The organism is Streptococcus oralis (assembly GCF_003942585.1).
In the GTDB taxonomy this organism is placed as follows: Bacteria; Bacillota; Bacilli; order Lactobacillales; family Streptococcaceae; genus Streptococcus; species Streptococcus oralis_BE.
In genome coordinates, this window is the sequence record NZ_RJNK01000006.1 from 66,042 (window position 1) to 84,615 (window position 18,574).

At 39.5% G+C, this 18,574-nt stretch carries 18 protein-coding genes and 1 tRNA gene; 15 read left to right on the plus strand and 4 right to left on the minus strand.

Going from position 1 to position 18,574, the window contains the following annotated elements; genetic code table 11:
* Positions 1 to 27 precede the first annotated feature (27 nt).
* Positions 28 to 1,587 (minus strand): ATP-binding cassette domain-containing protein, encoded by a 1,560-nt coding sequence (locus tag D8862_RS07585; protein ID WP_125449772.1) that lies wholly within the window; start codon positions 1,585 to 1,587, stop codon positions 28 to 30.
* A 332-nt stretch (positions 1,588 to 1,919) separates the two neighbouring features.
* Positions 1,920 to 2,249, minus strand: a complete 330-nt coding sequence (locus D8862_RS07590; RefSeq protein ID WP_000389548.1) for a hypothetical protein — start codon at positions 2,247 to 2,249, stop codon at positions 1,920 to 1,922.
* Positions 2,250 to 2,416: 167 nt separating this feature from the next.
* Between D8862_RS07590 and D8862_RS07595 the strand changes: the two genes are divergently transcribed.
* The 7 genes from D8862_RS07595 to D8862_RS07625 all read left to right on the plus strand — a co-directional run bounded on the left by D8862_RS07595 (position 2,417) and on the right by D8862_RS07625 (position 11,421).
* Complete coding sequence (locus tag D8862_RS07595; protein WP_038805034.1) at positions 2,417 to 2,959, plus strand: YceD family protein; 543 nt, start codon at positions 2,417 to 2,419, stop codon at positions 2,957 to 2,959.
* Positions 2,960 to 3,589: an endonuclease III gene (nth, locus tag D8862_RS07600; RefSeq protein WP_000244438.1), complete on the plus strand. Its 630-nt coding sequence runs from the start codon at positions 2,960 to 2,962 to the stop codon at positions 3,587 to 3,589. It abuts the gene before it with no gap.
* 208 nt (positions 3,590 to 3,797) lie between these two features.
* Positions 3,798 to 4,319 carry a bifunctional pyr operon transcriptional regulator/uracil phosphoribosyltransferase PyrR gene (pyrR, locus tag D8862_RS07605; RefSeq protein WP_001259298.1) on the plus strand — a complete coding sequence of 174 codons (522 nt, stop codon included), beginning with the start codon at positions 3,798 to 3,800 and terminating at the stop codon, positions 4,317 to 4,319.
* 21 nt (positions 4,320 to 4,340) lie between these two features.
* Positions 4,341 to 5,264 (plus strand): aspartate carbamoyltransferase catalytic subunit, encoded by a 924-nt coding sequence (locus D8862_RS07610; RefSeq protein ID WP_001293858.1) that lies wholly within the window; start codon positions 4,341 to 4,343, stop codon positions 5,262 to 5,264.
* A gap of 49 nt (positions 5,265 to 5,313) precedes the next feature.
* Positions 5,314 to 6,396 carry a carbamoyl phosphate synthase small subunit gene (locus D8862_RS07615; RefSeq protein WP_000746723.1) on the plus strand — a complete coding sequence of 361 codons (1,083 nt, stop codon included), beginning with the start codon at positions 5,314 to 5,316 and terminating at the stop codon, positions 6,394 to 6,396.
* A 292-nt stretch (positions 6,397 to 6,688) separates the two neighbouring features.
* A complete protein-coding gene (gene carB, locus D8862_RS07620; protein WP_125449774.1) occupies positions 6,689 to 9,865 on the plus strand; it encodes a carbamoyl-phosphate synthase large subunit in 3,177 nt (1,058 codons plus the stop codon).
* 221 nt (positions 9,866 to 10,086) lie between these two features.
* Positions 10,087 to 11,421, plus strand: a complete 1,335-nt coding sequence (locus D8862_RS07625) for an Nramp family divalent metal transporter (protein WP_125449776.1) — start codon at positions 10,087 to 10,089, stop codon at positions 11,419 to 11,421.
* 115 nt (positions 11,422 to 11,536) lie between these two features.
* On the opposite strand, the gene D8862_RS07630 is transcribed toward D8862_RS07625, so the two are convergent.
* Positions 11,537 to 11,779 (minus strand): type B 50S ribosomal protein L31, encoded by a 243-nt coding sequence (locus D8862_RS07630; RefSeq protein WP_000710762.1) that lies wholly within the window; start codon positions 11,777 to 11,779, stop codon positions 11,537 to 11,539.
* A 95-nt stretch (positions 11,780 to 11,874) separates the two neighbouring features.
* Complete coding sequence (locus D8862_RS07635; RefSeq protein WP_125449778.1) at positions 11,875 to 12,810, minus strand: DHH family phosphoesterase; 936 nt, start codon at positions 12,808 to 12,810, stop codon at positions 11,875 to 11,877.
* Positions 12,811 to 12,913: 103 nt separating this feature from the next.
* On the opposite strand from D8862_RS07635, the gene D8862_RS07640 reads away from it, so the two are divergent.
* The 8 genes from D8862_RS07640 (at position 12,914) to D8862_RS07675 (ending at position 18,445) form a co-directional block, all read left to right on the plus strand.
* On the plus strand, positions 12,914 to 13,357 hold the full coding sequence (locus D8862_RS07640) for a flavodoxin (protein ID WP_001162133.1): 444 nt from the start codon (positions 12,914 to 12,916) through the stop codon (positions 13,355 to 13,357).
* A 118-nt stretch (positions 13,358 to 13,475) separates the two neighbouring features.
* Positions 13,476 to 13,742: a chorismate mutase gene (locus D8862_RS07645; RefSeq protein ID WP_125449779.1), complete on the plus strand. Its 267-nt coding sequence runs from the start codon at positions 13,476 to 13,478 to the stop codon at positions 13,740 to 13,742.
* On the plus strand, positions 13,739 to 14,113 hold the full coding sequence (gene crcB, locus D8862_RS07650; RefSeq protein ID WP_125449780.1) for a fluoride efflux transporter CrcB: 375 nt from the start codon (positions 13,739 to 13,741) through the stop codon (positions 14,111 to 14,113). The genes D8862_RS07645 and crcB (D8862_RS07650) overlap by 4 nt, the downstream gene beginning before the upstream one ends.
* Complete coding sequence (gene crcB, locus D8862_RS07655) at positions 14,107 to 14,436, plus strand: fluoride efflux transporter CrcB (protein ID WP_125449781.1); 330 nt, start codon at positions 14,107 to 14,109, stop codon at positions 14,434 to 14,436. Before crcB (D8862_RS07650) ends, crcB (D8862_RS07655) begins: the two co-directional genes overlap by 7 nt.
* A gap of 118 nt (positions 14,437 to 14,554) precedes the next feature.
* Positions 14,555 to 14,902: a 50S ribosomal protein L19 gene (rplS, locus tag D8862_RS07660; RefSeq protein WP_001068669.1), complete on the plus strand. Its 348-nt coding sequence runs from the start codon at positions 14,555 to 14,557 to the stop codon at positions 14,900 to 14,902.
* Between the two features lie 42 nt (positions 14,903 to 14,944).
* Positions 14,945 to 15,016 (plus strand) — tRNA-Arg (locus D8862_RS07665).
* A 482-nt stretch (positions 15,017 to 15,498) separates the two neighbouring features.
* Entirely contained in the window at positions 15,499 to 17,727 is a 2,229-nt protein-coding gene (locus D8862_RS07670; RefSeq protein WP_125449782.1) for a glycosyl hydrolase family 28-related protein, read from the plus strand.
* On the plus strand, positions 17,714 to 18,445 hold the full coding sequence (locus tag D8862_RS07675) for a protein phosphatase 2C domain-containing protein (RefSeq protein ID WP_125449783.1): 732 nt from the start codon (positions 17,714 to 17,716) through the stop codon (positions 18,443 to 18,445). The genes D8862_RS07670 and D8862_RS07675 overlap by 14 nt, the downstream gene beginning before the upstream one ends.
* The last annotated feature ends 129 nt before the right edge of the window (positions 18,446 to 18,574 follow it).

An 18,574-nucleotide genomic window follows, 5' to 3' on the forward strand; every position in this document is an offset into this window, starting at 1 on the left:
TCTCTGGATTTTTGCTATGTTCAACATTTATAAATCTTGTAAATCAACAACTTCCAAACCATTTTCTGTCAAACGATAGATACTCGTACAGACCTCTTTTAAGAAGCGTCTGTCATGCGAAACAGTGATCAGACCGCCGGGATAAGAGGCAAAGAGTTTTCTGATTTCGGGTTGAGAAGTAGGAGAAAAGTTTCGTGTGGGTTCATCGAGAAGGAGAAAGTTTGGTTTGCGTAGAACTAAATCCAAAAGAAGCAGTTTTCCCTGTTGACCACCAGATAAGGAACGAATCTGGTGTTGCATCTCTGAATAACTGAAATTGAGACTGGCTAAGTGGGATTGGATTTTCTGTAGTTCCTCTTTTTGTCCAGTTTGGCTGAGGTAGTCTACTGGAGATAAATCCAATTGCAGTTTTTTATGGTAATCTTGTGGCATAAAACCAAGCGAAATCTCTCTTTTATCATTAAGAAGTTGTTGCAACTTGGCTAACAGAGTCGATTTTCCAATACCATTAGGCCCGATGATACCGATTTTTTCTTGGCCACGGACAGTGAGTTGCAACTCCTGAGCCAAAATGCGCTGGTCAATGGACAAATGTTCTTTTTCAAGTTGGATTAAGACTTTAGAAGCCGGTAATGGTTGGATATCTGAGAAGAAGAGTTGGATTTGCTCTTCTTCAAGTGGCTTTTGGGTCATGGACTGAGCTTCCTTTTCAAAGCGTTTTTCTTGAGAGAGAACATTTTTCATCTTTTTAGCCAGTAGGCGCCCAGCAACATCATTTTTAGTGTTACGTAAGGCAGTTTCTACATTTTGCTTGACGCGGCGATGCTTTTCCATGGTTTTGTCATAGGCTCTTTGGTCGTTAGCAGCTTGCTGACTTTGTCTGGCAAAATTAGCCTTTCTCTGGTCACTGTAGCGATCATAGTCTAAATGCTCTACTAGTGTTTCCGCTTCTTTACGGTGCTTGACCAGTCGCAAGTGGACAATAGTATCAGCCGTATGAGAAAGAAAGTCTTCATCATGGGAAATGAAAATAACAGTTTGCCTAATCTTTTGAATCTGACCTTTTAGCCAATCAACCGTCTCAAGGTCTAGGTCATTTGAAGGTTCATCTAAAAAAAGAATCTCAAAGGGTTTTGCTAACTCATGGATGAGTTGAACTTTCAAAGCTTCGCCCCCCGATAGACTGCCAATTTCTTGGTCGCTAGCAAAACGGTCGCTATCAAAGTGCAACTCCTCCGCCAAACGATAAAGAATGCTGTAGTCTAAATCAGCAGAATCCAAAAAGAAGTAGTCATGTAGAGTTTTCTTTTTCAGGTCCTCAGCTAGTTTTTGAGGAATGTAGGCCAGTGATTGAAGGTCAGACTGAATGTCGCCCTTGATAGTAAAATCAGGTAATGCTTCCCCCATTAAAGCTCGTAGTAAAGTCGATTTACCATTTCCTTCTTCACCAATAATAGCAACCTTTTCCCAGTCTTGGATAGTCATGGTTAGGTCAGATACAAGATCTCGTAGATCTTTGTTTTGAATGATGGTTAGATGATTGATTTTTATCATATTGTTGCCCTTTCTAGAATGTCCATAGTGCATAACAAAAAGCTCTACTTTACCTAGTAGAGCTAGTATTTTATGTCAAAAAACTCTATTCTCCTCACTGAAAATCCCATCAAACTAGTTCAGTCTAACCCTATCCAACCCAAGAGGAGCATAGCTTTCTAGTTTTTTGATTTTCAATGAGGACAAGATACTAGAAAACCTAGTATAAAAAGAGCACACAAAAAGAGACAAAAACAAGATCTACTAAATAAAGGTTCTTTATTTGATAGACTAGTTGTTCATGTCTCCCTTACCTCCGAGTATTAGTACCTCTATCCTATACCTTTCAGGAAATTTTGTCAATAGAAAACAAGTAATTTCAAGCTCTAAAAACCAAAAACAGGCCCGTAGAGAGTCAATACGTGTTTGACATGTTCGTAGTGGAACTTGTCATAGTTGCGCCAAGCGGTGCGTGCTTGGTCGTTTAGTTTTAGGCTCCCCAGTCCAATCAGAAGACTGGTGCGTTGGTAAAATTTCTCAAGGTCGATTAAGATGCTGTTGTCAAGCTTTTCCGCTTTTTTAAGTTCCTTGAGAGTGCTGTTCAGCAGTTCTTGTAGACGGAAATCATCGGCTGTACCTTGTTTGCAGCTTTGGTAGCTTTTATTTAACTCGGATAGGAGTTGGTAAGCTTCAGTGATGAGTGCTTTGTCTTCCATATGAGCATCCTCCTTGCTCTGATGCATTCTTGCCTATAGTATAGCACTAAACAGAAAATATGTCATAGTAAATATGTTAAAAACGAGATTTTAATATCAAAGTTTGGAAGGCTGAGTTATAGCCTTTTCATGGTATAATCAAGTGAGTAAATCTTTATGGAGGAAATATGAAGTTAAACATTCAAGAAATTCGTAAGCAACCTGAAGGTCTACACTTTGAACAAGCTTTAGACCTGGCAGCAGACTTACGTAAACGAAATCAAGAAATTTTAGATGTCAAAGATATCGTAGCAGTGGGAAAGGTCCAGTACGAAGACCGTATGTATTTCCTAGATTATCAGTTATCTTATACCATCGTTCTTGCTTCCAGCCGCAGTATGGAGCCAGTTGAGTTGGCAGAGTCTTATCCAGTCACAGAGGTCTTCATGGAAGGAGCGACCAACCAACTGGACCAAGAAGTTTTAGATGATGACTTGGTCTTGCCTATCGAAAATGGGGAAATTGATTTGGCTGAAAGTGTGTCAGATAATATCTTGCTAAACATTCCAATCAAAGTCTTAACAGCAGAAGAAGAAGCTGGTCAAGGTTTTGTGTCTGGAAATGACTGGCAAATCATGACTGAGGAAGAATACCAAGCCCAACAAGCAGTCAAGAAAGAAGAAAACAGTCCATTTGCAGGCTTGCAAGGACTATTTGACGGAGACGAGTAGATGGTTTTATCCAAGAAACGTGCCCGTCATGTCATAGAGGAAATTATCGCCCTTTTTCCAGATGCTAAGCCTAGTCTTGATTTTACCAATCATTTTGAACTACTGGTTGCAGTGATGCTGTCAGCCCAGACGACAGATGCAGCGGTTAATAAGGCCACACCAGGTCTCTTTGCAGCCTTTCCAACGCCACAAGCCATGTCTGTAGCGACAGAGAGTGAAATTGCTTCACACATTTCCCGTCTGGGACTGTATCGAAATAAGGCTAAATTCCTTAAAAAATGTGCCCAGCAGTTACTAGACGATTTTAATGGTCAAGTGCCTCAGACTCGAGAGGAATTAGAAAGCCTAGCAGGTGTTGGACGCAAAACAGCCAACGTAGTCATGAGTGTGGGCTTTGGAATTCCAGCCTTTGCAGTTGATACTCATGTTGAGCGTATCTGTAAGCATCACGATATCGTTAAAAAATCAGCTACGCCCCTCGAAGTAGAAAAACGTGTCATGGATGTTCTGCCTCCAGAGAAATGGTTGGCAGCCCATCAGGCTATGATTTACTTTGGACGGGCTATCTGCCACCCAAAGAACCCAGAATGCGATCACTATCCACAATTATATGATTTTAGTTCGTTATAAGATGAAAATTTTATGTTTTTTTCTTGCATTGATCCTTTCTTTGTGATATAGTAATAACAATAAAATATTCCTTTAAACCTGTCCCGTGAGGCAGGCAAGGAGTCGGATCAATAGATAGCAGAAGTCTATACTCTTTACAGTAGAGCTGGCTTGGCTATACATTCTGAAGTCTCCTTGTTAAGGAGACTTTTCTTTTTGGAGGTTTGTCATGAGGACAAAAGAAGTTGTAGACGAATTGACCGTCAAACGAGCGATTACTCGGATTACCTACGAGATTATTGAGCGAAACAAAGATTTGAATAAAATCGTTTTGGCTGGTATTAAAACGCGAGGTGTCTTTATTGCTCGCCGTATCCAAGAACGTTTGGAACAGTTAGAATCTCTTTCAGTTCCAGTGGTAGAACTGGATACCAAGCCTTTCCGTGACGATGTCAAAAGTGGAGAAGATACCTCTGTAATCTCTGTTGATGTGACAGATCGGGAAGTCATCTTGGTGGACGATGTGCTCTATACAGGTCGTACTATTCGTGCAGCTATTGACAACATCGTCAGCCATGGTCGCCCTGCTCGTGTGAGTTTGGCAGTCTTGGTTGATCGTGGCCACAGAGAACTTCCAATCCGTCCGGACTATGTTGGAAAAAACATCCCAACCAGTCGTTCTGAAGAAATTATCGTAGAGATGACAGAACTAGATGGACAAGACAGAGTACTAATCACAGAACAAGCCTAAAACACTAAAAGGAGTAAAAAAATGTCAGAAAATCAACAAGCTTTGCAACATGTCGTTTCTATGGAAGACCTTACTGTAGAACAAGTAATGAAATTGATTAAACGAGGAATCGAATTTAAAAACGGAGCGAGTGCTTCTTATGAGGAACAACATATCGTTTCCAACCTTTTCTTTGAAAGTTCAACTCGTACCCACAAATCCTTTGAGGTAGCAGAACTGAAACTTGGACTTGATCTTTTGGATTTCGATGTGAAGACCAGTTCAGTGAATAAGGGTGAAACACTCTATGACACGATCTTGACGCTGTCTGCGCTAGGAGTGGATGCCTGTGTTATTCGTCACCCAGAGGTGGACTACTACAGAGAATTGATTGCTAGCCCGACCATCACAACTTCGATTATCAACGGTGGGGACGGTTCAGGGCAACACCCTAGCCAAAGTTTGCTTGATTTGATGACAATTTATGAAGAATTTGGACATTTTGAAGGTCTTAAGGTGGCAATCGCTGGCGACCTAAACCACTCACGGGTAGCTAAGTCTAATATGCAAATCCTTAAACGCTTGGGAGCGGAGCTTTACTTTGCAGGTCCTGAGGAATGGAGAAGTGAGGAGTTTGAACATTACGGTCGCTTTGTATCAATTGATGAGGTGATTGATCAAGTAGATGTTATGATGTTTCTTCGTGTGCAGCATGAACGTCATGAAATTGTGACAGGATTTTCAAAAGAAGACTATCATATTCAGCATGGTTTGACACAAGAGCGCTATGACCGCTTGAAAGAAAAAGCAATCCTCATGCACCCAGCTCCAGTCAATCGTGATGTGGAAATCGCTGATCACTTGGTAGAAGCACCGAAATCACGCATTGTTCAGCAAATGACCAACGGTGTCTTTGTCAGAATGGCAATTTTAGAATCTGTGTTGGCCTATAGAAAAGCAAAATAAGGCACAAAGCGTTAAAAGATGTCTGAGAGCATCAACGAGAGGTGAGTAGATGAAAAAACGACTTCTAGTATTAGAAGATGGTACAGTATTTGAAGGCCAGGCCTTCGGAGCAGATATTGATGTAACAGGTGAAATCGTCTTTAATACAGGGATGACCGGTTACCAAGAATCCATAACAGACCAGTCTTACAATGGACAAATCTTAACCTTTACCTATCCTTTGGTGGGAAATTATGGAATTAACCGTGACGACTACGAGTCAATCACTCCTACCTGTAAGGGAGTAGTAGTTTTTGAAGAAGCGCGTAGAGCCAGCAACTGGCGCAATCAAATGACCTTGGATGAATTTTTGAAAGCCAAGAAAATTCCAGGTATCTCAGGAATTGACACACGTGCTCTGACAAAAATTATCCGTAAGCATGGTACCATGCGTGCAACCCTTACGCATGTTGGTGATACCATGGATCATATCATAGACCAGCTCCAAGCGACAGTTCTACCGACAGATAATATCAAGCAAGTATCTACTAAGACAGCTTATCCTGCTCCTGGAGTTGGATTGAGTGTCGTATTGGTCGACTTTGGTCTCAAACACTCCATCTTACGCGAACTTTCTAAACGTAATTGTAACGTGACCGTTGTTCCATACACAACAACAGCAGAAGAAATTCTCCATCTCCATCCTGACGGGGTCATGTTGTCAAACGGTCCAGGTAACCCAGAAGATGTTCCCCAGGCACTCGATATGATTCGTGGTGTGCAAGGGGAAATTCCTATCTTTGGTATCTGTATGGGTCACCAACTTTTTGCTATGGCAAATGGAGCCAAGACCTACAAGATGAAGTTTGGTCATCGTGGATTTAACCACGCGGTGCGTGAGATTGCAACAGGCCGAGTAGACTTTACTAGCCAGAACCATGGTTATGCGGTTAGCCGTGAGGATTTGCCAGAGCATTTGATTATTACCCACGAAGAAATCAATGACAAGTCAGTTGAAGGTGTGCGTCACAGATACCAACCAGGTTTCTCTGTGCAATTCCACCCAGATGCAGCTCCAGGACCGCACGATGCAAGCTATCTCTTTGATGAATTTATCGAAATGATGGAGTCGTTTAAATCTGCTAATCGCTGATATAGGAAACTCTGTCAGAGGCTTGTCGAATAAAAAGGCAAGTCCTTTCTTTTAGTTGAGCAATGAGATGCTGAAAATTTTTACACTCGATTTATTATTGAAAAATCATCGGAGAATTTATTTAATGTCGCCCTGTGAGGCGACGAATAGAAAGGAGAAGGGTGGTCCGTATTTGCTGAACTGAATACGGGCTACGGACGGTGCTAAAAAGATAGTTATTCCTAGAACTTATAGTTCTTCGTCATAACTCCTATTTTAGCTTTGTCCGCTTGACGCCCTTAATATCTTATAAATGCCTAAACGTACTGATATTCAAAAAATTATGGTGATTGGTTCTGGTCCGATTATTATTGGTCAGGCTGCTGAGTTTGACTACGCTGGGACCCAGGCCTGCTTGTCTTTGAAAGAGGAAGGTTATGAAGTTGTCTTGGTAAACTCAAACCCTGCAACCATCATGACGGATAAGGAGATTGCGGACAAGGTCTACATCGAGCCGATTACACTTGAGTTTGTGACACGTATTCTCCGTAAGGAACGTCCAGATGCCTTGCTGCCTACTCTCGGTGGTCAGACAGGGCTCAATATGGCTATGGAATTGTCTAAAAATGGCATCTTAGATGAGCTTGGAGTAGAGCTTCTGGGTACTAAACTATCTGCCATTGACCAAGCTGAGGACCGTGATCTCTTTAAACAATTGATGGAAGAGCTTGAGCAGCCAATTCCAGAATCTGAAATTGTCAACACAGTGGAGGAAGCTGTTGCTTTTGCGGCATCAATCGGCTATCCAGTCATTGTCCGTCCAGCCTTTACCCTAGGTGGTACTGGTGGTGGTATGTGTGCCAACGAGGAAGAACTACGTGAAATCGCTGAAAATGGGTTGAAATTGTCACCTGTTACCCAATGTTTGATTGAACGTTCGATTGCAGGCTTCAAGGAAATCGAGTACGAAGTCATGCGCGATTCAGCTGACAATGCCCTCGTTGTTTGTAACATGGAAAACTTTGACCCAGTGGGGATTCATACAGGGGATTCTATCGTATTTGCTCCTGCGCAAACCATGTCAGACTATGAAAACCAAATGCTACGTGACGCGAGCTTGAGCATTATCCGCGCTCTCAAGATTGAAGGTGGATGTAACGTTCAGCTGGCCCTTGATCCCCATAGCTTCAAGTACTATGTTATCGAAGTAAACCCGCGTGTATCGCGTTCGTCAGCCCTTGCTTCTAAGGCGACGGGTTATCCGATTGCTAAATTGGCAGCTAAGATTGCCGTCGGTTTGACCCTAGATGAGGTCATCAATCCAGTTACAGGTTCAACCTACGCCATGTTTGAACCAGCCCTGGACTATGTGGTTGCCAAGATTCCTCGTTTCCCATTCGACAAGTTTGAAAAGGGTGAGCGCCGTCTTGGTACCCAGATGAAAGCGACTGGGGAAGTCATGGCTATCGGTCGCAACATTGAGGAATCTCTTCTAAAAGCCTGTCGCTCACTTGAAATTGGGGTTCACCACAATGAAATGCCTGAACTTGCAACCGTTTCTGATGATGCCTTGATTGAAAAAGTTGTCAAAGCCCAAGATGATCGTCTCTTCTACGTATCAGAGGCCATTCGCCGTGGCTACACACCAGAAGAAATTGCTGAATTGACTAAGATTGATATCTTTTATCTAGATAAACTCTTGCACATCTTTGAAATTGAGCAAGAATTGGGTGCCCATCCACAAGATCTAGAAGTCTTGAAAACTGCCAAAATCAATGGTTTCTCAGACCGTAAGATTGCTGAACTCTGGGAAACGACAGCTGGCCAGGTTCGCCACCTTCGCTTGGAAAACAAGATTGTCCCAGTTTACAAGATGGTCGATACCTGTGCGGCGGAGTTTGACTCTGAAACACCATACTTTTATTCAACCTATGGATGGGAAAATGAGTCTATCAAATCTGAAAAGGAATCCGTTCTTGTCCTAGGTTCTGGTCCAATCCGTATCGGGCAAGGAGTTGAGTTTGACTACGCAACCGTTCACTCTGTTAAGGCTATCCAAGCAGCTGGTTACGAAGCCATCATCATGAACTCAAACCCAGAGACCGTTTCTACGGACTTCTCTGTATCTGATAAGCTCTACTTTGAGCCATTAACTTTTGAAGATGTCATGAATGTCATTGATCTTGAGCAACCAAAAGGCGTTATCGTTCAGTTCGGTGGTCAAACAGCTATCAACCTTGCCGAGCCATTGGCCAAAGCAGGTGTGACCATTCTTGGAACTCAAGTCGCTGACCTAGACCGAGCTGAAGACCGTGACCTATTTGAGCAAGCCCTTAAAGACTTGGATATTCCACAGCCACCAGGACAAACAGCAACTAATGAAGAAGAAGCTGTGCTTGCAGCTCGCAAAATTGGTTTCCCAGTTCTCGTTCGTCCTTCTTATGTCTTGGGTGGACGCGCTATGGAAATCGTGGAAAATGAGGAAGACCTTCGCTCTTACATGCGTACCGCTGTTAAGGCTAGTCCAGACCACCCAGTTCTTGTTGACTCTTACATCGTTGGGCAAGAGTGTGAAGTTGATGCCATCTCAGATGGAGAAAATGTTCTCATCCCTGGTATCATGGAACATATCGAACGTGCCGGTGTCCACTCAGGTGACTCAATGGCTGTCTATCCTCCACAAACCTTGTCGCAAAAGGTGCAAGAAACAATCGCTGACTATACTAAACGCCTAGCAATCGGTCTTAACTGTCTTGGCATGATGAATATCCAGTTTGTCATCAAGGATGAAAAAGTCTATGTTATTGAGGTCAATCCACGTGCCAGCCGTACGGTTCCATTCCTTTCTAAGGTAACTAATATTCCTATGGCTCAGGTAGCGACTAAGCTCATTCTTGGGCAAAGTCTTGAAGAACTTGGCTACCAAGATGGACTTTACCCTGAAAGTACACGCGTTCATATCAAGGCACCAGTCTTCTCCTTCACCAAGTTAGCTAAGGTAGATAGCTTACTCGGTCCTGAAATGAAGTCAACAGGGGAAGTCATGGGATCTGATGCAACTCTAGAAAAAGCCCTCTATAAAGCCTTTGAAGCTTCTTACCTCCATTTGCCAACCTTTGGAAATGTAGTCTTTACCATAGCAGATGATGCCAAAGAAGAAGCCTTGGCCTTGGCTCGCCGTTTCCAAAATATCGGTTATGGTATTCTCGCGACAGAAGGGACAGCATCTTTCTTTGCCAGTCATGGACTGCATGCTCAACCTGTTGGTAAGATTGGTGATGATGAGAAGGATATCCCAAGCTTTGTCCGCAAAGGGAAAATTCAAGCGATCATCAATACTGTCGGAACCAAACGAACTGCTGACGAAGATGGTGAGCAAATTCGCCGTTCAGCCATTGAACACGGTGTGCCACTCTTTACAGCCCTAGACACAGCAGATGCCATGCTCAAGGTATTAGAAAGTCGCAGTTTTGTCACAGAAGCGATCTAGTTGAGAAATATTTTTCACAGTTTTAAAGCCAGCGTCAAAAAACGCTGGCTTTTACAATACTGATATTGCCTATTTCAACTATCATTTGTTTTCTTAGGAATCATTCTAAAATGTGATATAATAAGGGTGAATTGGAAATAGGTAAACTATTTTCACCATTCTTTCAAAAAAATATTCTATTAAGAAATATGTAAAGACAGATTAGAAAGTGGGAAATCCCTATGTCCTCTTATGAAAAAGTCTCTCTTTCTGAGATCAATCAATCTATTGAGACTCCAAATAACAATCATTTTTGGCAAAATCTAAAAGCATTCTTAGGACCTGGTGCACTTGTGGCAGTTGGCTACATGGATCCTGGAAACTGGATCACCAGTGTGGTTGGTGGTGCCTCCTACAAGTACAGCCTTTTATTTGTTATTTTAATTTCATCCATCATTGCTATGCAGCTACAACAGATGGCTGGGAAGCTCGGTATCGTGACTAGGATGGACCTAGCGCAGGCCACAGCTCATCATGCTCCCAAGTGGCTTCGCTATAGTTTGTGGGTGATTTTAGAATTAGCTTTAATGGCGACAGACTTGGCTGAGGTTCTAGGTTCAGCGATTGCCTTAAATCTTTTGTTTAAAATACCGATTATGATTGCTATCCTCTTAACCGTTTTAGATGTGTTTCTTTTGTTGTTGTTGATGAAATTTGGTTTCAAAAAAATTGAAGCTATTGTTACGACCCTTATTTTAACCATATTAGCCATCTTTACCTATCTTGTGGCCTTATCCAATCCAAGTATCCAGGGGATCATTGGTGGTTATTTGCCAACTTCAACTTTATTTGAAACACCGTTACCGGGTCATGAAAGTCAATTGACCTTGGCTCTAGGGATTGTAGGAGCGACAGTCATGCCCCATAATCTCTATCTCCATTCCTCTCTATCCCAAACAAGGAAAATCAATCACAAAGATAAGAAGGATGTTCGAAAAGCCGTGCGTTTTATGACCTGGGATTCAAATCTTCAGTTGTCCCTAGCCTTTATTGTCAATTCCTTGCTGCTCATTTTAGGGGCCTCTCTCTTTTTTGGTCACGTATCTGAAATTTCAGCTTTCTCCCAAATGTACAATGCTTTACAGGATTCGACGATAGCAGGAGCGATAGCCAGCTCAACTCTGTCAACTTTATTTGCTCTAGCTCTCCTAGCAAGTGGCCAGAATTCGACCATTACAGGTACCTTGACAGGACAGATTGTCATGGAAGGTTTCTTACATCTAAGATTGCCTCAGTGGCTTATCCGTATCGGTACCCGTATTTTTGCCTTGCTACCTGTGATTATAGTCGCCGTTTCATTTGGGCATCAAGAAAAAACCTTGGATCAGTTATTGGTCTATTCACAGGTTTTTCTTTCAATCGCTCTTCCGTTTTCAATTTTCCCCTTGATTTATCTAACCTCTAAAAAGTCACTGATGGGAGAATTCACCAATGCCAAGTGGAACACAATCCTAGGATACGCAGTTTCCATTATCTTAACTATTCTCAATATCAAACTTCTTTTTGATATTTTTTAAACTTGTTCAAATTAGTTTTCGGCACTAGCTTGAAGCTTGATATTGAGAAAGTAGTAGTGGTTGGTTCATAAAAATAAGTACAAAAAAAGAACAGATGAAACTGTTCTTTTTATGATTATTTGAGACCGTATTTTTTGTTGAAACGATCCACACGTCCATCTGCTTGAGTGAACTTTTGACGTCCAGTGTAGAATGGGTGTGAGTCTGATGAAATTTCCACACGGATCAATGGATAAGTTTCGCCTTCGAACTCAACAGTTTCGTTAGAGCGTTTAGTTGAACCGCTAAGGAATTTGTAACCAGTAGTTGTGTCCATGAAGACAACTGGGCGATATTCTGGATGGATATCTTTTTTCATTTTGCAATATTTCCTTTCTGCCATGGTCTCTTTGCGAGCCATAGATTGTTACCTTACTAGTCTATCAGATTCTGAAAAGTTTGGCAAGTATTTTATCAGTTTTTAAGCAAGTTTTTTAATTTTTGGTAGATGATTTCGTTTTCTTCTAGACTATAGGAATTGGCGCCACTGGCTAATGGATGTCCTCCTCCGTCGTGTTCTTTGGCAATTTCATTGATAGGGGTGATTTTACTGCGCATACGCACACGGAAGTGACCATCAGCTTGTTCAACAAAGATAGCCCAAGCCTTAACGGTATCGATTCGACCAGGTGCCCCAACAATCGCTGCTGTTTCAGCATCCGTAACCTTATATTTTTCCAAGATGTCTTGAGTAAGCAGAACGCGTGCAGCTCCATTCTCATCAACTTCCAAATGATCATAGACAAATCCTTGCAGTTTTGCAATCTTGAAGCTCATGGTATCCATTTGACGAGACAGTCCAGCAAAGTCAAAATCAATTTCTCGGAGCTGGCCAGCTATTCTAAAGGTACGGGCACTAGTTGAAGGGTAGAGAAAACGCCCTGTGTCTCCAACAATTCCTGCATAGAGAAGTCGTGCCGCTTCGCTAGACAAAGTTAGTTGGTTTTCTTGAGCAAATAGAGCAATCATCTCACTGGCACTGCTTGAACTTGTATCCACCCAAGATAGGTCGCCATAAACATCATCATTAGGATGGTGATCGATTTTGATGGTGAAAGCAGCTTGTTCGTAGCGTTTATCATCGATACGAGGACGATTTGCTGTATCACAAATAATAGCAAGGGCTCCTTGGTAGTCACTATCTTGAACAGTATCCATTTCTGCCATCCAAGTCAAAGTCGGTTCATTAAAACCGACTGCTTTGATGGTCTTTTCAGGAAAATGGTGTGTGAGAAGAGCTTTTAAACCTACCTGACTCCCTAAGGCATCTGGATCTGGTTTCATATGACGATGAATGATAATGGTATCGTATTCTTTGATTTTCTCTAAAATTTGCTGGCAAATTTCCATAAACAACCTCAATTCTTTCTCATTTCATTGTAGCACAAGAATTTTTATTTTTAAAATGAAAAAGATATGATATAATGGAGAAGGATAAATTGAGGAGGACGATATGGCATTAGCAAAAATTGTATTTGCCAGTATGACCGGTAATACCGAAGAAATTGCAGATATTGTTGCAGACAAATTGCGTGAATTAGGCTTGGATGTCGATGTTGATGAATGTACGACTGTTGACGCTTCAGACTTCTTGGAAGCGGATATCGCAATCGTTGCAACCTATACTTACGGAGATGGAGAATTGCCAGATGAGATGATGGACTTCTACGAAGACCTAGCAGATCTCAACTTGAACGGTAAAATCTATGGGGTTGTTGGATCAGGTGATACCTTCTACGACGAATTCTGTAAGGCTGTCGATGACTTTGATCGCGTTTTTGTAGCGACAGGAGCAGAAAAAGGTTCAGAGTGTGTTAAAGTTGATCTTTCTGCTGAAGAAGAAGATATCGAACGCTTGGAACAATTCGCAGAAGAATTGGCTGCAAAAGTAGGATAAGAATCAAACTGCGCTGACTGGAAGGAGTCGATGCAGTTTTTTTATTAGTTATTTTGGGATTTTACTAGCCTATTTGGTGCCTTTTTGATACAATAATTCAAATAAAGGAGGACACTGTATGAATTTAGATGTTATTCGGCAAGAAATTGATCAAATTGACGATCAAATCGTCAAGCTCCTAGAAGAACGGATGCACCTAGTTGAAGGGGTTGTCACTTATAAGAAAGCATCTGGTAAGCCAATCTTAGATTCTAAGAGAGAAGAAGTTATTTTTGAAAAAGTCAAAAATCGAGTAGAAGATAAGCGCTATCAAGAAACCATTGTTGCGACTTTTTCAGATATTCTCAAACGTTCGCGTGATTATCAGGATCAAAACATTAAATGAAAAAAGAACAATTCTATCCGCTAGGGATTTTTCTGGCTGCTATGTTGGGAGGTCTTGTCCGCTATCTGGTTTCCACTTGGTTACCAGCCAGCCCAGACTTTCCTTGGGGCACCCTCCTTGTCAACTATCTGGGCATTTTCTGCTTGGTCTATCTGGTGAAAGGCTATTTGATTTATAAGGGAACTAGTAAGGGCTTGGTTTTAGCTCTTGGTACAGGATTTTGTGGTGGTTTAACAACTTTTTCTAGTCTGCTCTTGGATGCTGTGAAATTGCTCGATACCCAGCGTTATCTTAGTTTGGGCATCTACCTACTTTTGAGTATTGGCGGAGGCCTGCTCTTGGCTTATGTTCTAGGGAGGAAGAAATGGTAATCGTCTATCTTGCAATCGCCTGTGGCTTTGGAGCCCTAGTGCGGTACTTCTTTTCCCGATATAATCAATCCTCAAAATTGCCCCTAGGAACTCTCATAGCCAATATTCTTGGTTGTTTTTTGATTGGCTTGCTCTACAATTATGTGGAGTCTAAGGAAGTTTATACTATCCTAGCGACAGGTTTCTGTGGTGGGTTGACGACCTTTTCAACCTTGAATGACGAGCTGCAAAGACTATTAAGTGACAAGAAGGTATTTTATAGCTATTTTCTCTTAACTTATATAGGCGGTTTTCTAGCGATTTTTTTAGGAATTCTGCTATAAATTTCTTTACTTTTAGGTGGAAATTTGGTAAACTGTATCTTGTGTGTAATGGACGCACAAAAATACAGTTTATCCGCTGAGGAAGGTTCCTCAAGATTGACAAAGATAGGAGAATAAAATGAATCCATTAATCCAAAGCTTGACTGAAGGTCAACTTCGTACAGATATCCCATCATTCCGTCCTGGTGACACTGTTCGTGTACACGCGAAAGTTGTCGAAGGAAACCGTGAACGTATCCAGATTTTTGAAGGTGTTGTTATCGCACGTAAAGGTGCTGGCATCTCAGAAAACTACACAGTTCGTAAAATCTCTAACGGTGTAGGTGTTGAGCGTATCTTCCCAATCCACACTCCACGTGTTGAAAAGATCGAAGTTGTTCGTTACGGTAAAGTACGTCGTGCGAAATTGTACTACTTGCGTGCACTTCAAGGTAAGGCAGCTCGTATCAAAGAAATCCGTCGTTAATTCGACTAAAAAACTCTGCTTACCTAGCAGAGTTTTTCTCTAGCTCCCTTAGTTCAATGGATATAACAACTCCCTCCTAAGGAGTAGTTGCAGGTTCGATTCCTGCAGGGGGCATTTTAAGTAATGCAAAGAAAAGCAAAGAATATGCAAAGTGTTTATTTTAAGGCAATCATCACAAGTTAATTTTTAAAAATAATTTAGTATTTTTTGTTTTTTTGACCAAATCATGACCAAATTTTGACCAAAATTAAATTTTTAGAAATTAATATAAAGTAAAGTAGATCAAGAAATTGGTCTATTTTTTGTGAAACAGTATTAAGAGTTATTAAAAAATATTTTATCATTTTCACTATGAAATTGTTCTGTCCATTTAAAAATGTTGGAAGAGACTAAATAATATTTTTGGTTTATAGAACAGATATAAAGTTTTAAATATGATTACGCTTTAAAAAAATGTTGTATTTTATTGTGTTATCCCTTGACAATTTTATTTAGAAAATATATGATAAGGATAATGACAGCGGTGTCATTTTGTCTGATGTAAAAAAATTTAGTGATACATAGTAAAAAAACAATAAAAAATTTGGAGGTGTTTTATGAAGCATTTTGTTCACAATGAGGTTTTTAGTATTCGGAAACTTAAGGTTGGATTGTGCTCTGTTTTGGTAGCGGTTTCATTCTTGGGGGTACAAAGTGTTTTTGCTGATGAAGTTATTACAAGTACTTCACAGATATCTATAAATAAGCTTTCTACTTCAACCACCAATAGTTTAGAAAGCTCATCAACTAATAATTATGATAAACCTACTGGGATTGACTCTTCTACTTCACAATTAACCGATAGTAATGTTGATTCTCCTTTGATACCTAATAAAGAATATAAAGAAGATGGGGTAAATACTGGAACTTTTGAAGATGAAATGAAAGATTCTCCTCTTGTTTCTAATAGTGACCTTTCTACTTCAACTATCAAAACTTTAGAAGGTTCCTTAACTAGTAAACATGACAGTTTGACTGATTTTATTAGTACTTATTCAAAGTCAGTTAGTTCTGAGAACGAAGTTGCAGATACCTCTAATAGTAATGAAGTGCGAGAGAGTAACACTGCCTTAGAAAAAGGAATTGAAGTTTCGGCTTTAAATGTAAAAGATTATGGTGCAGTAGGCGATGGGGTTAATGATGACAGACAAGCAATTCAAGATACAATAGATGCAGCTGCTAAAGGATTAGGTGGAGGAAAAGTATATTTTCCTGAGGGAACTTATTTAGTTAAAGAAATTGTCTTTTTGAGAAGTCATACACACATAGAAGTACATGAAAAAGCTACAATATTAAATGGTATCAATATCAAAAATCATCCTTCTATTGTATTCATGACAGGTTTATTCACTGATGATGGAGATCAAGTTGAGTGGGAACCAACCGAAGATATCAGTTACTCTGGTGGAACAATTGATATGAACGGAGCTTTGAATGAAGAGAGGACAAAAGCTAAGAATCTTCCTTTGATCAATTCTTCAGGAGCCTTTGCTATAGGAAATTCAAAAAACGTAACAATAAGTAATGTAACCTTTAAAGATAGCTATCAGGGACATGCCATTCAAATTGCAGGTTCAAAAAATGTACTAGTAGACAACTCTCGGTTTTTGGGACAAGCTCTCCCTAAGACTATGAAGGATGGTCAGATCATCAGTAAGGAGTCTATTCAAATAGAGCCATTAACCAGAAAAGGCTTTCCATATGCATTAAATGATAATGGTCAAAAATCTGAAAATGTAACAATTCAAAATTCTTATTTTGGTAAAAGTGAAAAATCAGGTGAATTAGTAACTGCAATTGGGACACATTATCAAACTGCAACAACTGAAAATCCTTCAAATATTAAAATTCTAAATAATCATTTTGATAATATGATGTATGCGGGTATTCGCTTTACAGGATTTACTGATATTTTAATAAAAGGAAATAGGTTTGATAAGAAAACTAAAGAGGAAAGTGTACACTATCGTGAAAATGGTGCTGCTTTAGTTAATGCTTATAGTTATAAAAATGTTAAAGATATATTAGATTTGAATAAACATGTGACTATTACTGGAAATGTATTTAATATTGCTGATTCTAACACTAAAGCAATACGAATTGCAAAAGATAGTGCAGATTATCTTGGAAAAGTAACTGATATTACTGTAACAAAGAATATCATTCGTAATAATTCGAAAAATACTGAACAGCCAAATATTGAAATGTTAAGAGTCAGCGACAATTTGGTAGTGTCTGATAATATCATTTCAGGAGGTAAAGACGGAATCGTAATTGAAGAATCCGCTGGAAGTATCACTGTCTTAAATAACCAACTTTCCAATTTAACAGGAAATCATGTTTCTTTACTTAAAACTGATTTTAATGGGACCAGTTCAGACACAAATAATAGTGTCGGTGATTTTAATATTATAACTGAGAATGAAAGTTATAAAATCTTTTCGCAAAATTCAGGTAATCATTCAGATAACCACTCAGATAAGCATGCAGAGGAAATAAAACCTGTAGCTGAAAACAAAAATAGTTTAGCTAATAATTACTCAGTAAATAGTGTAGATGATAAAATTGAAAAATCAAATCATGATTCAGGTAATGTAGTAACAGGAGAAATTTCACAAAAACAATATGACGTAACTAATGTTAGTGAAGTAGTTAAGACAAAAAATAATCAACATGCATTACCAAAAACTGGATTAAATAAAATGGTTGAGTTGCTTTTAACTATTATTGGAATTTGCCTTCTATTTGGACAACGGAGTTTTAAACGTCATTATGAAGATAGATAGAATATGCTCAATACAAGGTAGCACTATAGAGAACGAAGATAGCGTAGGTTACAAAAATCAATATTTCTGGATTATAGATGGAGCAACAGATTTATTTAATTCAAAAGACTCTATAGGTTATTCAGTTTCAGAAGTATCTCACCTTATTTCTGAATGTCTCAAGCAGTATTGTGACGATTCGTTATCATTGAAGAAAATTTTCGAGCTTGTTTTGGATGATGTTAGAAAAATAATAGAGATAGATCAGTGTGAGTTTGATGATTATTACCAGTTACCAACTTTTGCCTTTATTTTTGCGAAATTATCTGGTTTAAAATTAGAATACATAATGATTGGCGATTGTGTTATGATAGTCAACAATCAAACTATTACAGACCATAGAGTAGATTGCCTTTTTGAACAAGGAAAATTTTCAATCAAATCTAATGATGAAGTTGATAAAAAGACTATATTACAAAATATTAGGAAGCTAGCTAATAAACCAGATGGATATTGGATAGGTTCACTAGACAAAAGTAGTATAAATCATGTTATCAATGGTAGTTTGGAAGTAACTAGTGATCATATTGTTTTAATGACTGATGGTTTTTACGATTTTTATACTCAAAATTCAGGCTACAATTTTGGAGAGTTAATTGAAATGAGAAAAGAATCTACAAATATTGATCCTATTTATGGTAAAAAAGATGATGCAAGTATTTTGATAATTGATGTTTAAAATAATTTCATCATATGATGAACTATAAAGACAGTTATCTATACGAGTTCTTTATAGTGCAATTGATTATTGAGGTTAGATAATGTTGAGAAAGCATTTTGACAATGAAATTATTGAGTTGTCTAATAA

What these genes read in the sequence shown, in the direction of transcription:
- D8862_RS07585 (WP_125449772.1), bottom strand. Translation starts at nt 1,587, where the DNA reads ATGCACTATGGACATTCTAGAAAGGGCAACAATATGATAAAAATCAAT.
- D8862_RS07590 (WP_000389548.1), bottom strand. Translation starts at nt 2,249, where the DNA reads ATGGAAGACAAAGCACTCATCACTGAAGCTTACCAACTCCTATCCGAG.
- D8862_RS07595 (WP_038805034.1), top strand. Translation starts at nt 2,417, where the DNA reads ATGAAGTTAAACATTCAAGAAATTCGTAAGCAACCTGAAGGTCTACAC.
- nth (WP_000244438.1), top strand. Translation starts at nt 2,960, where the DNA reads ATGGTTTTATCCAAGAAACGTGCCCGTCATGTCATAGAGGAAATTATC.
- pyrR (WP_001259298.1), top strand. Translation starts at nt 3,798, where the DNA reads ATGAGGACAAAAGAAGTTGTAGACGAATTGACCGTCAAACGAGCGATT.
- D8862_RS07610 (WP_001293858.1), top strand. Translation starts at nt 4,341, where the DNA reads ATGTCAGAAAATCAACAAGCTTTGCAACATGTCGTTTCTATGGAAGAC.
- D8862_RS07615 (WP_000746723.1), top strand. Translation starts at nt 5,314, where the DNA reads ATGAAAAAACGACTTCTAGTATTAGAAGATGGTACAGTATTTGAAGGC.
- carB (WP_125449774.1), top strand. Translation starts at nt 6,689, where the DNA reads ATGCCTAAACGTACTGATATTCAAAAAATTATGGTGATTGGTTCTGGT.
- D8862_RS07625 (WP_125449776.1), top strand. Translation starts at nt 10,087, where the DNA reads ATGTCCTCTTATGAAAAAGTCTCTCTTTCTGAGATCAATCAATCTATT.
- D8862_RS07630 (WP_000710762.1), bottom strand. Translation starts at nt 11,779, where the DNA reads ATGAAAAAAGATATCCATCCAGAATATCGCCCAGTTGTCTTCATGGAC.
- D8862_RS07635 (WP_125449778.1), bottom strand. Translation starts at nt 12,810, where the DNA reads ATGGAAATTTGCCAGCAAATTTTAGAGAAAATCAAAGAATACGATACC.
- D8862_RS07640 (WP_001162133.1), top strand. Translation starts at nt 12,914, where the DNA reads ATGGCATTAGCAAAAATTGTATTTGCCAGTATGACCGGTAATACCGAA.
- D8862_RS07645 (WP_125449779.1), top strand. Translation starts at nt 13,476, where the DNA reads ATGAATTTAGATGTTATTCGGCAAGAAATTGATCAAATTGACGATCAA.
- crcB (WP_125449780.1), top strand. Translation starts at nt 13,739, where the DNA reads ATGAAAAAAGAACAATTCTATCCGCTAGGGATTTTTCTGGCTGCTATG.
- crcB (WP_125449781.1), top strand. Translation starts at nt 14,107, where the DNA reads ATGGTAATCGTCTATCTTGCAATCGCCTGTGGCTTTGGAGCCCTAGTG.
- rplS (WP_001068669.1), top strand. Translation starts at nt 14,555, where the DNA reads ATGAATCCATTAATCCAAAGCTTGACTGAAGGTCAACTTCGTACAGAT.
- D8862_RS07670 (WP_125449782.1), top strand. Translation starts at nt 15,499, where the DNA reads ATGAAGCATTTTGTTCACAATGAGGTTTTTAGTATTCGGAAACTTAAG.
- D8862_RS07675 (WP_125449783.1), top strand. Translation starts at nt 17,714, where the DNA reads ATGAAGATAGATAGAATATGCTCAATACAAGGTAGCACTATAGAGAAC.